Here is a 16,062-nt window from a genome sequence, read left to right as displayed (position 1 = left end):
TTAACAATCGACTGTATCAAAAATAGACAGCATTAACGTTGGGCTTCTCCGCCCAGTGCTTCAATCAGATTCGCAATCAATGCCGCCAGCTCGCTGGTCATCAAAATAAAATCGGCATCAAACCGCTGAGCAAAATCTTCCCGATCGATATCGTCGTTTTGTTCCCGCAGCGTATCGGAGAACTTCAAGCGTTTTACCGAACCGTCCTCGGACAAGACCAACTGAATCCGTTCCTGCCAGTCCAGCGCCAGCTTGGTGACCAGTTTGCCTGCTTCAATGTGTACGGCGATTTCATCGCAGACCAAATCCTGTTTTTTACAACGGATAACGCCGCCGTCTTCCAAAATGGCTTTCAGTTCTGCTTCATCCTGTAGCGCGAAACCTGCCGCCGGCTCACCGGAACGAACCCACTCGGTCAGCGTCAGCTCGATCGGGTTTTCCATCGTCAGCGGCACAACGGGCAGGGAACCCAGTGTTTTACGCAACAGCGCCAGCGTATCTTCCGCTTTTTTGGCGCTGGCGGCATCGACCATAATCAGGCCGTTAACCGTATCGATCCACAGCCAAACTTGACTGAAACGGCTGAATGCACGCGGCAGCAGGCTATGGAGTACTTCATCTTTCAGCGAGTCTTTTTCGGTTTTTTTCAGCTTGCGGTGCTGCTCTGCTTCCAGACGCTCGATTTTGGCCTGAAGGGTTTGCTTGATGACTGGGGAAGGCAGGATTTTTTCTTCTTTGCGGGTGCAGATAACGATTTGCCCATTAACGACGTGCGTTAAGGCATCGCTATGGGATCCCATTGGTGATACCCAACCCGTTTTCATCATATCCTGACTGCCGCACGGGGTGAACGCGAAAGCACTGAGTTGTTTTTCCAGTTCGTCCGCAGACAAAACGTTATCTTTGGACAGCACGCTGTCCCGGCTTAGGCGGTAAATAATTAAGTTCTTAAACCACAACATGGTGTTATCCCTGACTGGGCGCGCAGGTTTGCACGCGGGTTTGTAATGTTGCGCGCATGATAACGAATTCGAGACGGTTATGTGGAATAAAATACCGAGATTCAGAGGAATACCTATCACGCTTTGAATGGCAACTGATTGGTTTTTCTAGTTATACCCGTCATACTTCAAGCTGTATGTGCGTTGGCAGCACGACTCAAATTATATTGAAACGTTTATCTCCGGCACCGGATTTGCCGTGGATTACCAACGCCCGTGCTTCAGGCCATACACGGCGACTCCAGTGGGGTACGCGGAGCCGCCTGGCTCTGGCCGAAGGCGTAATGGTTAAACGGCGTACTGCGGTGCCAGCCGGCTGACGCCCAGCCCGTTAATCTTCTGCACTTTGATCTGTACCGGAATACGCTCTTTCATGGCTTCGACATGACTAATGACGCCGATGGTTTTACCGGAGGCGTTCAGGTTATCGAGGGCATCCAGTGCGATATCCAGCGTCTCGGCATCCAGCGTGCCGAAGCCTTCATCCAGAAACAGCGAGTCGATGCTGGCTTTGTGGCTGACCAAATCGGAGAGCGCCAGCGCCAGCGACAAACTCACTAAGAAGCTCTCGCCGCCGGACAGTGTGCGCGTATCACGCTCGGCGTCCGCTTGCCAGGTATCCATCACCAGCAGCTCCAGATCGTCACCGGGTTTACGTTTCAGCATATAGCGCCCGTGCAGGCGGGAAAGCTGGAGATTGGCGAGATAAACCAGATGGTCCAACGTTAGCCCCTGAGCAAACTTACGGAATTTATGCCCGCTTTGTGAACCAATGAGCGTATTAAGACAGCTCCAGTCGTCATACATTTGCTGACTTTGGGCGATCTCATTGAGCAAATCCTGCTGATTCTGGCGCTGTTGTTTATCGTCAGCCAACTGACGCTGGAACTCGCCCTGTTGCCGCAGGTTGGTTTTCAGCGTTTCATCCAGCGCTGTCAACTGCTGCTGTACCGCTTCTTGTGTGGCGTCTTCCGTCAGGGAAGCGGGGCGCTTTTGTTGATGGGCGAGCAGCTCACGTTCAGCCTGCTGGTGAAGTGCCGCCGCCTGCTGCAAACGCTGAGATAGTTCTTCCTTCCACGTCTGCAACGTCTGGCGTTCCTGCTCATCAAGCAACGCATTGAGGAACGTGGTTTCATCGGCGAAAGTGCTTTGTTGCAACGCCTGAGTAAAGCGTTCGATAGCACTCTCATGCTGGCGCGTGCTCTGTTCATATTGCTGTTGCGTGCTAGCCAGCTCTCCCGTTAGACGGCTTAACGTCGTTTCGGTTTGCTGACGAGCTGACAGGGCTAGCCTGAGTGCATCGTCGTACTGCTGGCTGGTTCGCTGTAGCTGTTCGCGCACGGTAGCGATCTGCCTGTCCCCAAACAACGCCTGCCGCTCTTGTTGGCTTGTGTTGAGTTGCGTGAGGTACTGTTCCAACTGCTGTTGCTGTGTTTGGATCAGTTGTCTGGCCTCTGTCACGCTGCGATTCAGATGGTGAAGATCGCTTTGTAGCGTGGCTAAGAGAGGAGCTAGGCGAGATTGCTCCTGCTCTTTGATTTTCCAGTCTTGCCACTCATTCTCGCGCTGAGCCAGCCAGTCGTTCTGGGCATCGGCCTCAGGCAGAGGAAGGTTTAAGGTTGCCAGCGTCTGCGTGATTTCCTGAGTATGCTGCGTGATCTGCTGGTGCACGTTTTGCAGCGATTGATCGAGTTCTTGCTGCGTAACGTTTAGCGAGGCTTGCTGCTGGGTATTCAGCGCGATTTTCTGGTCGAGTTCCCGCTGCAATGCCTCTGCGGCAGTCAGTAAATCCTTACTTTCCTGCCACTGTTTTTGCAATTGCTCGCGTGCGGTAATCTGTTGTCGAATAGCCTGTTCTTCAGCTTCATTCTGCGCAAGCCAGGCTGCGACCTCATCTGGTTGTTCCAACGTGTAGTTAACTTGTAAGCGCTCACTGACCTCTTGCCACTCTTGCAGCAGGGTGTGATGCTCGCTATCGATCTGAGCGATCTCCTGTTGCAACAGTTCCCGCTGTTGCGCTAGCGAGGCCAACTGTGCAGCCGTATTTGCCAGCGCTGTCGTTAACTGGTTCACGTCCTGCTGTAGCGCCGTCAGTCGCTGCTGGGTTTCAGACGGTTGCAGCGCCTGATAGCGTTCGATGGCTGGATGCTCGGTTGAACCACATAGCGGGCACGCTTCTCTGGCCTGTAGCCGCTGGCGTTCGGCTTCCAGCTTAACGATACGCTCTTCCTGCCGATGCACCGTTTCCAGATCGACCAGATGCTGGCTTCGCTGCTCATGCTCGGATTGCTGCTGTTTCTTTAAGATTTCTGACTGGCTGATATGCCCTTGTATCTCATTCTGTTTGGCGAGGTACTGTTGCTTGCGAACATGCAGACGCTGGAACTGGTCGCTGATTGTCGCGAGTCGTTGGCGTTCAGCATGCTGGTCAATGCGTTGATTGAACCGCTGGTGCAGGATGGAAAGCGGCTGGTGCGCTTCCTGCTGTTGCCGTGTTTCATCGTGTTGCATGAACTGCTGACGGGCAGCATCAACGATCGCTTGTTGTTCACGCTGCTGTGCTGCCAGGGTCACCGTTTCTTGCTGTAGCGTTGTCGACTGTGCGGTATGTTGCGCCTGTTTTTGCTTCAGCTTCTCTTGCTCGCCCTGAAGCTGGCGCAATTGCCGAAACTGGGTGCGCCACAGAGGAAGTTGTTCTCCCCACTGCTGATGATGCGCGTGTTGCTGGCGGTAAGACTGGATCTGTTCAAGCTGCTGTGTAGCCTGCTGCTGTTCCGCTGCCGTCTGGGTTTGTTTACTTTCATCGGCGTGCAGACGAGCCTGCGTTTTTGCCAGTTCGTCCTGCTGCTGCGCTTTTTGCTGCTCCAGCGTGGCAATGCGATGGTCAAGTGGCACCACCTGTTTGTTGATTACCTGCTCTTGCTGCTGCCGTACCCGTTTGTGCTCGCTCACATCCCGCTCGGCTTTTTCTTCCTGCTGGCGTAGCGCGGTTAACGTGAACTGTTCGGCGGCCTGCTTCCCGGTCAGTTGTTCAATACGCTGTGCCAGCGTGAGAGATTCCTGTCGATAGCGCTCTCGTTCCTGATGTAGTGGCCTCAGTTTTTCTGCCGGTTCGCTGTGAGTTAACCTGTCGAGCTGCGGTTTAGCCTGCTGAATGGCGGATTCGGCGCTTGCATGTTGCGCCTGCGTGTTGGTTCGCTGCGTGTGCTGCTGCGTCAGTTGCTCAAACCAGCGCAGCGTAGTCAGCGCTTGCTCACGTTCGATGTTGCCCCGTTGCTCTTGCTGGAGCAGCTCAGCAAGCTGTTCTTCCACCTGCTGACGCTGGTCGTCGGTTAAAAGCTGAATGCCTGATGCGCGCGCCTGTAGCGTGCTCAGTGCGACGTTTGCCTGCTTGTACTTGTTATAGACGCGTTCGGAAATCAGGCCGTAAATGTCCGTGCCTGTCAGCTCTTCCAGCAGTTCCGCTCGGTCGTCTGCTTTGGCGTTGAGGAAGGCGGCAAACTGGCCTTGTGACAGCATCATGGATCGCGTGAAGCGGCCGAAATCCAGCCCAGTGAGCTGCGTGATCATCTCTTTCTTATCATTGAGCTTTTCACACAGAATCTTGCCGTCTTCAATGAGCGCAAGTTCGGCCTTTGGAGACTGCAAATTGCCGTCTGGGGCGTTTCTTGCCCGACGCTGGCTCCAGAAGGCGCGATATCCGACGCCTTTCACCTCAAACTCGACTTCGGCAAGGCACTCAGCGGTGTTACGCGTCATCAGGTCATTCTGGCTGGCGGAAAGCAGGCCAAGCCGTGGTGTTTCGTGGTACAGCGCCAGACAGATCGCATCTAGCAGCGTGGTTTTCCCCGCGCCGGTCGGGCCGGTAATGGCAAATAAGCCGTTGCTGGAAAATGGCTCCTGCGTGAAATCGATCTTCCATTCGCCTTTCAACGCATTAAGGTTTTTTAAGCGCAGACTGAGAATCTTCATTTGGCCGTCTCGCTATTTTCCAGTTCATCAATAACCTGATTAAACAGCGTTCGAACCCGCTGTTGGCGGCTATCTTCCATATCTGTCTCCGTTACCAGACGACGTTCAAAAACGTCATGTACGCTCAGTTCGTTTAGCGTTTCCTTGTCCTGTCGGGTAATTGCCTGTAGGCGCTGTTCACGCGTGCGGCGCAGCAGCAGTACCTCCACGGGCAGGTTCTCGGTCATCGCCTGAATGCGTTTTTGCATGTCGCTCAGATAATCTTGCGTGTTGATCTCGATATCCAACCACACGGGTTTATCGCCCTGATGGTTCTTGAAGGTGCTCAACTGTTGTTCAATATCGCTCAGGCTACCTTTAATCAGCTGCATCGGCTGAGTCATGGGAATTGGCAGGATGTCTATCTGCGGAGGCGTTTGCGGTAACGCGTCAGGTGCAAAGCTCACCAGACAGACGGATTTCTCGCTGTTTAGCTCATCAAAACTCAATGGGATGGGCGAACCGCTGTAGCGAATGTGCTCGCTTTGGGTCACGCGCTGCGGGCGGTGAATATGGCCGAGCGCGATATAATCCGCAGGCGGAAAAGCCTGTGCAGGAAAGGCATCGAGCGTTCCAATATAGATATCGCGTACGGATTCTGAGGCGGTTGCGCCAATCGTCGTCAGGTGCCCAGTTGCAATAATCGGCAGCGGCAGGCCAAGTTCATCGCGTTTTTGACAAGCTAGTTGATAACATTGCTGGTAGTGCGCGGTAATCGCTTCCTGTAGCGCCAGCTGTTTTTCATCCCCAGATTGCCCGGCTTTACTGGTTAACACATCACGTGGACGTAAAAATGGAATCGCGCAGAGCAGGGCGCCCGGCTGCCTTTGACGGTTTTCCAGCAGGAGCACCTGTTGGGCTGGATCGTCGCTGGCACAAGCAATCACTTGCGTGTTCAGGCAGGCCAGCAGCTCGCGAGATTCATTTAGCATCGCGACAGAATCGTGGTTACCGCCGAGAACGATGAGCTGGCAGCCTGTGCGCTGTAGCGCGACCACGAAGCTATAATACATTTCCCGCGCATAGCTGGGAGGCGAGCCGTTATCAAAAATATCGCCAGCAACGATAATGGCATCGACCTGATGGTGTTCCACCTGAACAATAAGCCAGTTCAGAAAAGCCTGATGCTCAGCAGCGCGGCTTTTGGTATAAAAATATTGTCCTAAATGCCAATCGGCGGTGTGGATAATGCGCATTGTGTTCTCTCGGTATTCATACCGCATGGCGGTGGATGACGTTGTCATTATTTATTATGTGAAAGGGGGGGCGTCGCCCTGGTGCTTTGTCATCGTAATGCCATGATTATATATAGCAGGGATGGCGGCTGTCGCGGTGGAATCAGACGTTTGGAAAGCGGCTCGAAAAATCAGATGTACGCGCTGTAACAATCGTGCAGAGCGGTCCGTGCGTTTTTCATAAATCTGTCATAAAACTGACGCATAATGCCTCCGCCTGCTAACAGCGACGATGATTAACGACAGGATTAACAATGGCAAAACGCATATTAGTCGTGGAAGATGAAGCACCAATTCGTGAAATGGTCTGCTTTGTACTGGAACAAAATGGTTATCAACCCGTTGAAGCTGAAGACTATGACAGCGCGGTAACGCAACTGTCGGAGCCATTCCCGGAACTGGTGCTATTGGACTGGATGCTGCCAGGCGGGTCGGGCCTGCAATTCATCAAGCATATGAAGCGCGAGGCGCTGACGCGTGATATTCCGGTGATGATGTTAACCGCGCGCGGCGAAGAAGAAGACCGCGTGCGTGGGCTTGAAGTAGGGGCGGATGATTACATTACCAAACCGTTTTCACCCAAAGAGTTGGTAGCGCGTATCAAAGCCGTCATGCGCCGCATTTCACCGATGGCAGTGGAAGAAATGATTGAAATGCGTGGACTGAGCCTTGATCCTTCCTCACATCGCGTGACGACCGAAGAGCACGCGTTGGACATGGGGCCGACGGAATTTAAACTGCTACATTTCTTTATGACGCATCCTGAACGTGTTTATAGCCGGGAACAGTTGCTGAATCATGTTTGGGGCACTAACGTTTATGTTGAGGATCGTACTGTCGACGTCCATATTCGTCGCCTGCGTAAGGCGCTGGAAACCAGCGGACATGACAAAATGGTACAAACCGTTCGGGGAACGGGCTACCGTTTTTCAACGCGTTACTGAGGTGAACGTAACCGGAGACACATTAACGTGCTAGAACGTTTATCCTGGAAAAGGCTGGCATTGGAGCTAGCTTTTTTTTGTTTGCCCGCTTTACTGCTGGGGCTGATTTTTGGCTATCTGCCCTGGTTTCTGCTGGTCGCCGTATTAGGCTTACTGTGCTGGAATTTTTATAACCAGCTAAAACTCTCTTATTGGCTGTGGGTTGACCGCAGCATGACGCCGCCGCCCGGCCGTTGGAGTTGGGAACCGCTGTTTTACGGGCTCTATCAGATGCAACTGCGTAATCGACGCCGACGCCGTGAGCTAGCGCTCCTGATCAAGCGCTTTCGCAGCGGTGCCGAATCCTTGCCCGATGCGGTGGTGATCACTACCGAAGAAGGAACGATCTTTTGGTGTAATCATCTGGCGCAGCACCTGCTGAATTTCCGCTGGCCGGAGGATAACGGTCAGAATATCCTCAACTTATTGCGTTATCCCGAATTCACGAATTACATGAAAGGACAGGATTTTAGCCGTCCTCTCACGCTGCAGTTGAATAATTCCCACCATGTTGAATTCCGCGTGATGCCCTATTCCGAAGGCCAGCTATTGATGGTGGCGCGTGATATTACGCAAATGCACCAGCTTGAAGGCGCCAGACGTAACTTTTTTGCCAACGTGAGCCATGAACTGCGTACGCCGCTGACGGTGTTGCAGGGCTATCTGGAAATGATGCAGGAAGAAACGCTGGATGCGGCGTTACGCGGAAAAGCGCTGAATACCATGCAGGAGCAGACCCGCCGCATGGACGGGCTGGTCAAACAGTTGCTGACCCTGTCCCGTATTGAGGCGGCAACGGCAATCGATCTGAATGAAAAGGTCGATATTCCGTTGATGCTGCGCGTATTGCAGCGTGAAGCGCAGACGCTGAGTCAGGGGCGTCATGAGATCGTCTTTCGTGTGAATGAAAGCCTCCGCGTGTTTGGTAATGAAGAACAGTTGCGCAGTGCGGTATCCAATTTGGTGTATAACGCGGTCAACCATACGCCAGCGGGAACGCGTATCGAAGTCTGCTGGCAGAAGATCCCACAGGGCGCGCAATTTCAGGTCAGTGATAACGGGCCAGGCATTGCGGCCGAGCACTTGCCGCGCCTGACGGAACGCTTTTATCGGGTGGATAAGGCGCGCTCACGACAAACGGGCGGCAGCGGACTGGGTCTGGCGATTGTTAAGCATGCGCTCAGCCATCATGATTCTCGTCTGGAGATCATGAGTGAGGATGGTCTGGGCTCACGTTTTGTCTTTACGTTGCCGAATCGGTTGATTGTCCCTGCCTCTCTGGCTGAAAATACGGTGAAACCTTCAGCCTGACGGAAGACGCTATCGATGACATCCGCCACTCGTATTGCGGGCGCTTTTTTACTGCTGCTCAGCGCGTTGTGCTCCGCACAGCCTCGTCAGATGCTGGCGGGTAACCTCTCCAGCGCGGGGTCGGATACGCTGGCTAACCTGATGGCCTTTTGGGCGGCGGATTTCAGCCAGCATTACCCGAACGTGAATTTACAGATTCAGGCCGCCGGGTCGTCCTCTGCGCCGACGTCTCTGGCATCCGGTGCCGCGCAGCTTGGGCCGATGAGCAGGGCGATGAAGGCCAGCGAAATTGAGGCGTTCGTGCAGCACTATGGTTATCCGCCGCTGGCGGTGCCGGTGGCAATGGATGCGCTGGTTGTGTTGGTCAATCAGGATAACCCGCTACCTGGGCTGAACTTGTCGCAGTTGGACGCCATCTTTTCAATTACGCAGCGCTGCGGTAACCATCAGCCGATAAAGCAGTGGGGTGATGTCGGCCTGCACGGCAGTTGGGAAAAGCGCACGCTACTGCGCTATGGGCGAAACTCTGCGTCGGGAACCTATGGGTTCTTTAAGCAAAAGGCGCTATGCCGTGGCGATTTCCTTCCTCAGGTGAATGAGCTGCCGGGTTCAGCGTCTGTGGTACAAGCGGTTGCGGCGTCAACCGATGCCATCGGCTATGCCAGCGTGGGTTTTCGTACCAGCGGCGTGAGAATGCTGCCGTTAGCCGCACAAGGCACCGACTACATTTATCCCTCGACTGAAAATATCCGCAGTGGTTTATACCCTTACACCCGCTATCTCTATATCTATGTAAACAAAGCGCCCAGCCAACCGCTGGAAGCGTTGACGGCGGCATTTTTAGATCGCGTGCTGTCCGAAACGGGGCAAGGGCTGGTGAATCAGGATGGCTATTTGCCACTGCCGGAAGAAACGCGTCGTCAGGCACGTCAGCTGATTGGCCTGCCGCAATAGTTCCTCTTTCCCCTACGAATTTACGATGTTTTCACGTCACATGAACTTTCTTCACGTGACGTGAAAATTCTTCCATTGCCCTGTGATTCGCCACGTGACAGGATAGTTCTAAATTTAGACGTCCAGATGGCTAAATAAGATTAAATGTAACTATCTCTCTGGGCAAATATTTCATATTGAAACTATCTGTCAGTACGCTTCTTTCCCGAAGATCGGTGCTGGCAACATGTCAGGAGCGACATATGGCGAATACCTTATCCCCTTTCCGTGCCGATAGCGTCGGCAGTTTCTTGCGTCCTGCAGCGATTAAGGAAGCACGTCTTCAGCATCAGGCGGGTGAGATTGATGACGTTTCACTGCGTAACATAGAAGATCGTGAGATTCTGCGGGTGGTAGAAAAACAGCGTGAAGCGGGCTTGCAGGTTGTGACGGATGGTGAACTGCGTCGTGCCTGGTGGCATTTCGACTTCTTTGCTGATTTGAACGGTGTGGAGCGCTACGAAGCCGATCACGGTATTCAATTCAACGGTATTCAGACCAAATCCCATGCGATTCGCGTCGTGGATAAAGTGAGTTTCAATCCCCAGCATCCGATGCTCGATCATTTCCGTTATCTGAACAGCATTTCTGGCGATGCTGTCGCTAAAATGACGATTCCAAGCCCTAGCGTGATGCATTTCCGCGGCGGCCGCAAAGCGATTGATGCGACTGTTTATCCCGATCTGGCGGACTATTTCGACGATTTGGCACAAACCTGGCGCGATGCGATTCACGCATTTTATGATGCAGGTTGTCGCTTCCTGCAACTGGATGACACCGTATGGGCCTACCTGTGCTCTGACGATCAAAAACGCCAGATCCGTGAACGTGGCGAAGATCCGGCACAGCTGGCGCGAACCTATGCTGATGTGCTGAACAAAGCGCTGGCTGATAAGCCTGCGGATCTGGTTATCGGTTTACACGTTTGTCGCGGTAATTTCCGTTCAACCTGGATTTCCGAAGGCGGGTACGAGCCTGTGGCAGAAATTCTGTTTGGCGAAGTGAATGTTGATGCGTTCTTCCTGGAATATGATACCGAGAGAGCCGGTGGATTTGAGCCGCTGCGTTTTGTGAAGCCAGGCCATCAGCAGGTGGTGCTGGGGCTGATCACGACGAAGAACGGTGAGCTGGAAGAGGCAGAAGTCGTGCAGGCGCGCATCGCGGAAGCGGCAAAATATGTCGATCTCAGCCAGATTTGCCTGAGCCCGCAGTGTGGCTTTGCTTCAACGGAAGAGGGCAACAGCCTGACGGAAGAGCAGCAGTGGAATAAGCTGAAGCTTGTCGTGGATATCGCCAATCGCGTGTGGTGATACCGATGAGGTAGCGCTATCTCTGCAACAGGTATACAGAGGCTGGATCATGCGATCCGGCCTTTTTTCTGGCCGTTATCCGGCTTTCCACTCACGGCGTTTTTGTGAAATATGTTTTTTTATGATCGAACAATGCATTTTATGCCATTTTTTGTCAGTTTTATTGCAATGAAATATCGATAAATGCGCAAATCATGTGTTATGCAAATCAGGATAAACAAATTTATATTCTTATTTTTTGGCATAACTAGGCTATATACTCTGGTTTTTGGATCTCTGCTTGTCTTTTTACGCTATAAACGTTTTACTTAGCACCCAATATGGCTGTGCAAAAAATAACTCCTCTGTACTCGTCATACTTCAAGTTGCATGTGCGTTGGCCGCGTTCAGCCACCCGAATCACTTACCTGAGTAAGCTCATCGGGATTGCTTCGCTTGCCGCGTTATTCGGCCTTGTGGCCTCACCCCTTTGGGGTCAGCGCAAGCGCTGTTCAAAACGTTAACGTTTTGTCCTGAAACTCGAATTATTTAGAGTATATGACCGCCATCTTTCGCGTTTCCAGAGTGTTGGCGTCAGCTTCGAGCTAACCCTTTGTGAATGGCTTCTGGCGGCGATAAACGACACGGTTTTCTTTTATCGATTTGATACAGGCAACACGACATAACTATGAGTCATCGTTTAACTTCCAAAGATATCGTGGCATTAGGTTTTATGACCTTTGCTTTGTTCGTGGGGGCAGGAAATATTATTTTCCCGCCGATGGTGGGATTACAGGCGGGAGAGCACGTTTGGACCGCAGCGCTCGGCTTTCTGCTAACGGCGGTTGGTCTACCGGTGTTGACCGTGATCGCGCTTGCCCGAGTTGGCGGTGGTATCGATGCGCTCAGCTCGCCGATTGGTAAAAAGGCCGGTGTTGTTCTGGCGACTGTGTGCTATTTGGCCGTTGGGCCACTGTTCGCCACGCCGCGCACGGCAACCGTGTCGTTTGAAGTCGGTCTTGCGCCTTTGGTCGGCAACGGAGCCTCTCCGCTGCTGATTTATAGCCTGATTTATTTTGCCATTGTGATCGCGATTTCCCTGTATCCGGGCAAACTGCTGGATACGGTCGGCCATGTGCTTGCGCCGCTGAAGATCATTGCGCTGGCGGTGCTGGGTATTGCGGCGGTGCTGTGGCCTGCCGGTTCGCCTATCCCGGCGACAGAAACGTATGAGCAACTGCCATTCTCTAATGGTTTCGTCAATGGCTATTTGACGATGGATACGCTGGGCGCGATGGTATTCGGTATCGTGATCGTCAATGCGGCGCGCTCGCGTGGAGTGACCAGCTCCGTGCTGCTGACGCGTTACACCATGTGGGCAGGATTAATTGCCGGTATCGGTCTGACATTAGTCTATTTGAGCCTGTTCCAGCTCGGTTCCGTCAGTGGTGAACTGGTGCCGCAGGCGCAGAATGGCGCAGAAATTCTCCACGCCTATGTGCAACATTCGTTCGGTAACATGGGAAGCAGCTTCCTGGCGTTGTTAATCTTCATCGCATGTCTGGTGACTGCGGTGGGGCTGACCTGTGCCTGTGCTGAATTCTTTGCGCAATACCTGCCGTTGTCTTACCGCACGCTGGTATTTGTGTTGGGAATGTTCTCGATGGTGGTGTCTAATCTGGGCTTGAGCCATCTGATTCAACTTTCCATTCCTGTACTGACGGCGATTTATCCACCGTGTATCATTCTGGTTTTATTGAGCTTTACGCTGCGTTGGTGGAATAGCGCTTCACGTATTGTGGCCCCCGTCATGTTAGTCAGTCTGTTATTTGGCATGATTGATGGTATAAAATCGTCGGCCTTCAAATCGCTGTTGCCAGAGTGGAGCCTCAATCTGCCGCTGAGCGAGCAAGGGTTGGCCTGGCTGCCTCCGTCACTGCTGATTTTACTGGTTGCGGTAATTTACGACAGACTGTGTGGCCGTCAGGAAGTGACGGTACATCAATAATATCGTTAATGCCTGATAGCGCTGGGGCGGTAGGGATAGCGTACTGCTCCAGCACAAGGTTGGGTTTATGCACCACAGGTCTTTGCCTGTGGTTTTTCTTTTTGTAATGTTTTTCTTTCTATAAGACAGGGTTGCTTATCAATGGAACAACCATCCTCCAAGCTCAAGCGTGGGTTAAGCACGCGGCATATCCGCTTTATCGCCCTTGGCTCGGCGATCGGAACCGGTCTGTTTTATGGTTCCGCGAGTGCGATCCAAATGGCTGGCCCCAGTGTGTTACTGGCTTATCTGATCGGCGGGGTTGTCGCGTATATCATCATGCGCGCACTGGGCGAAATGTCGGTGCACAACCCGCAGTCCAGCTCGTTTTCCCGCTATGCGCAGGACTATCTCGGGCCATTAGCGGGGTATATCACCGGCTGGACCTACTGCTTTGAGATGCTGATTGTCGCCATTGCCGATGTGACCGCGTTTGGTATCTACATGGGCGTCTGGTTCCCTGCCGTGCCGCATTGGGTGTGGGTTCTGAGTGTGGTGCTTATCATCGGTGCCATTAACCTGATGAATGTGAAAGCCTTTGGTGAACTGGAGTTTTGGCTCTCTTTCTTCAAAGTCGCCACCATTATCATCATGATCGCAGCCGGGATCGGCATCATCATCTGGGGCATTGGCAACGGGGGGGAACCGACGGGTATCCACAACCTCTGGAGCAATGGCGGGTTCTTCAGTAACGGCGTGATGGGGATGATTCTGTCGCTGCAACTAGTGATGTTTGCGTATGGCGGCGTGGAGATTATCGGGATTACGGCCGGTGAGGCCAAAGACCCACAGAAGTCTATCCCTCGCGCGATTAACTCTGTGCCATGGCGTATTCTGGTGTTCTATGTTGGTACGCTGTTCGTCATTATGTCAATTTACCCATGGAATCAGGTAGGCACCAACGGAAGCCCGTTCGTGCTGACGTTCCAGCATATGGGCATTACGGCGGCGGCAGGTATCCTGAATTTTGTTGTGATTACCGCGTCGCTGTCGGCGATTAACAGTGATGTCTTCGGCGTAGGCCGTATGTTGCACGGGATGGCGGAGCAGGGGCATGCACCGAAGGTGTTTAGCCGTATTTCCAAACAGGGTATCCCGTGGGTCACGGTGGTTGTGATGATGATGGCGCTGCTGGTGGCGGTGTACCTGAATTACATTATGCCCGGCAAAGTTTTCCTGGTGATTGCTTCACTGGCCACCTTTGCGACGGTGTGGGTATGGATCATGATTCTGTTTTCTCAGATCGCTTTCCGCCGTCGTCTGAGCCCGGATGAAGTGAAGGCGCTGGCGTTCCCACTGCGCGGCGGCATCGTGACCTCCGTGTTCGGTATTGTCTTCCTGTTCTTTATCATCGGGTTGATTGGCTACTTCCCGGACACGCGCGTGTCACTGTATGTCGGCATCATCTGGATATTGCTGCTTTTAGTGGGCTATGTCTGGAAGAAGAAGCGTCAGAACGCGGTAGCGGCACAGAATTAAGTAGTCGCTTGCTATTAGAAGAATCGAGGTTGCTGACAAAGTCCGCAGAGCGGGAGTAACGGATAGATCGTAAAGACGCTGTGAATACGTCCATGTACACTCGGCTTGCGCAGATATGAATCTCATCCCTGAGATTCACCCTTTCAGGGCCGTCGCAAGCGACGTTCAAAAACGTTCCTGACGTTTTTGTCCGTGGCGCAAACGCTTTACTCTTCTATTCCATTACTCCCGTTTTCATTCGGTGTCAGCCGCTTTCGTTCCTTTGCATGAGATATTACGCTTTCGGCGTCGTCATTTGCTGCGCCATGATCCGCATATCGTGGCCGGTTGGTATTTGATGAATGCGGAGATCGAACTCCGGTAAGATCGCAAAGATATGGTCGAAAATATCAGACTGAATGCTTTCGTAATCGACCCAGGCGGTCGTGTTGGTAAACGCATAAATCTCCAGCGGTACCCCTTCTGACGTTGGCGCAAGCTGCCGTACCATCAGCGTCATCCCTTTATGAATACCCGGATGCGTGCGCAGATAAACCTGAAGGTAGGCGCGGAACGTGCCTAAATTCGTCAAACGACGGCCGTTCAGCGGTGATGTCAGGTCGGAGTCGGACTGGGCATTATGCTGCTCCAGTTCACTCTTCTTGTTCTGAATATAAGGCGACAGAAGCTTGCTGCGCAGCAATCGCGCCTGCTCGTCTTCCGTCATAAAATGCACGCTGGTGGTATCGATATTGATACTACGCTTGATGCGCCTGCCCCCAGATTCGGACATCGAACGCCAGTTCTTAAAAGAATCGGAGACTAACGCGTAGGTGGGAATGGTGGTGACGGTATTGTCCCAGTTTCTCACTTTTACCGTTGTCAGCCCGATATCGATAACGGCTCCGTCAGCGCCGTATTTGGGCATTTCGAGCCAGTCTCCCAGCGTTAACATGTCATTGGCGGAGAGTTGGATGCCCGCGACCAATCCCATAATCGGATCTTTGAACACCAACATCAGGACGGCGGCCATCGCGCCTAGCCCACTGATCAGAATCAGCGGCGATTTCCCGATGAGCAGTGACACCACCATGATGCTGATAACGATGGTGGCAATTAGTTTCAGGCTCTGGAAGATACCGCGCAGCGGCAGCTGGCTGGCGACTTTGGTACGGGCGGAAACGTTGAGCAGAACATCGAGGAGCGAGAACAAGGACAGCAGCGCAAAAACCATGATCCACACTTGGGAACAGATGATGAGCGCTTCACGGGTTTCACTCTGCGAGGGAAGCCACACAAAGACCTGAATATTCAGGATCACCCCTTGTAGCAAGAAGGCCAGCCGGTTAAACAAGTTGTGTTGCGTCAGCGCCTGCTTCCACCCGTGTCCCTCGGTTTTTCCCGGCTTATTGAGTGAGCACAGTACCATTCTTTTCAGCACAACCTGATGAAAAATCAGGTGGATGACGGCAGAAATGAGCAATATCAGCCCGAGAACAATCAGTAACGCAATGAGGCTAGCGTGTTGTATTCCAGCTTCTCTCAGCCATAGCGCGAGATTTTGTTGCATGCGTTCTCCTTTTATTCCAGTGAATCTGTCGTGCATGAACACGATGTGGCTTTAAGGCTAAGGATTTAGCGCCCCTAGTCAACCTTTTGTATTATTTAAGATATCGTCGGGAAGAGGCGGTGAGAGGTGAGGAAGAACAGAGGGATAACTTGCGGGCAAAGAAA

At 52.8% G+C, this 16,062-nt stretch carries 10 protein-coding genes; 6 read left to right on the top strand and 4 right to left on the bottom strand.

The window, feature by feature from the left end; all coding sequences use genetic code 11:
* Positions 1-32: 32 nt before the first annotated feature.
* From rdgC to sbcD, 3 genes are all read right to left on the bottom strand, one after another.
* Complete coding sequence (gene rdgC, locus H0248_RS12765; RefSeq protein ID WP_180786201.1) at positions 33-962, bottom strand: recombination-associated protein RdgC; 930 nt, start codon at positions 960-962, stop codon at positions 33-35.
* 327 nt (positions 963-1,289) lie between these two features.
* Positions 1,290-4,973: an SbcC/MukB-like Walker B domain-containing protein gene (locus tag H0248_RS12760; protein WP_180786200.1), complete on the bottom strand. Its 3,684-nt coding sequence runs from the start codon at positions 4,971-4,973 to the stop codon at positions 1,290-1,292.
* Positions 4,970-6,208 carry an exonuclease subunit SbcD gene (sbcD, locus tag H0248_RS12755; RefSeq protein ID WP_180786199.1) on the bottom strand — a complete coding sequence of 413 codons (1,239 nt, stop codon included), beginning with the start codon at positions 6,206-6,208 and terminating at the stop codon, positions 4,970-4,972. Before sbcD ends, H0248_RS12760 begins: the two co-directional genes overlap by 4 nt.
* 293 nt (positions 6,209-6,501) lie before the next feature.
* Here sbcD and phoB point away from each other — a divergent pair, with 293 nt between their 5' ends.
* The 6 genes from phoB (at position 6,502) to proY (ending at position 14,349) form a co-directional block, all read left to right on the top strand.
* The gene (gene phoB, locus H0248_RS12750) at positions 6,502-7,191 is read left to right on the top strand and encodes a phosphate response regulator transcription factor PhoB (RefSeq protein WP_180786198.1); all 690 of its coding nucleotides are present in this window, start codon (positions 6,502-6,504) and stop codon (positions 7,189-7,191) included.
* Between the two features lie 27 nt (positions 7,192-7,218).
* Complete coding sequence (gene phoR, locus H0248_RS12745) at positions 7,219-8,541, top strand: phosphate regulon sensor histidine kinase PhoR (protein ID WP_039275418.1); 1,323 nt, start codon at positions 7,219-7,221, stop codon at positions 8,539-8,541.
* Between the two features lie 15 nt (positions 8,542-8,556).
* Positions 8,557-9,495, top strand: a complete 939-nt coding sequence (locus H0248_RS12740; protein ID WP_180786197.1) for a PstS family phosphate ABC transporter substrate-binding protein — start codon at positions 8,557-8,559, stop codon at positions 9,493-9,495.
* A gap of 242 nt (positions 9,496-9,737) precedes the next feature.
* Positions 9,738-10,844: a cobalamin-independent methionine synthase II family protein gene (locus H0248_RS12735; RefSeq protein WP_180786196.1), complete on the top strand. Its 1,107-nt coding sequence runs from the start codon at positions 9,738-9,740 to the stop codon at positions 10,842-10,844.
* 667 nt (positions 10,845-11,511) lie between these two features.
* Positions 11,512-12,831, top strand: a complete 1,320-nt coding sequence (brnQ, locus tag H0248_RS12730; RefSeq protein ID WP_180786195.1) for a branched-chain amino acid transport system II carrier protein — start codon at positions 11,512-11,514, stop codon at positions 12,829-12,831.
* A gap of 141 nt (positions 12,832-12,972) precedes the next feature.
* On the top strand, positions 12,973-14,349 hold the full coding sequence (gene proY / locus H0248_RS12725) for a proline-specific permease ProY (RefSeq protein ID WP_180786194.1): 1,377 nt from the start codon (positions 12,973-12,975) through the stop codon (positions 14,347-14,349).
* A gap of 274 nt (positions 14,350-14,623) precedes the next feature.
* Here the strand turns inward: proY and H0248_RS12720 are convergent, their stop codons facing one another.
* A complete protein-coding gene (locus H0248_RS12720; RefSeq protein ID WP_180786193.1) occupies positions 14,624-15,898 on the bottom strand; it encodes a mechanosensitive ion channel family protein in 1,275 nt (424 codons plus the stop codon).
* Between the last annotated feature and the right edge of the window lie 164 nt (positions 15,899-16,062).

It is taken from the genome of Pectobacterium brasiliense (assembly GCF_013449685.1).
GTDB classification, from domain to species: Bacteria; Pseudomonadota; Gammaproteobacteria; order Enterobacterales; family Enterobacteriaceae; genus Pectobacterium; species Pectobacterium brasiliense_A.
The sequence above is the reverse complement of the archived record's forward strand: the minus strand, read 5'-3'. Positions and strand labels throughout refer to the sequence as shown.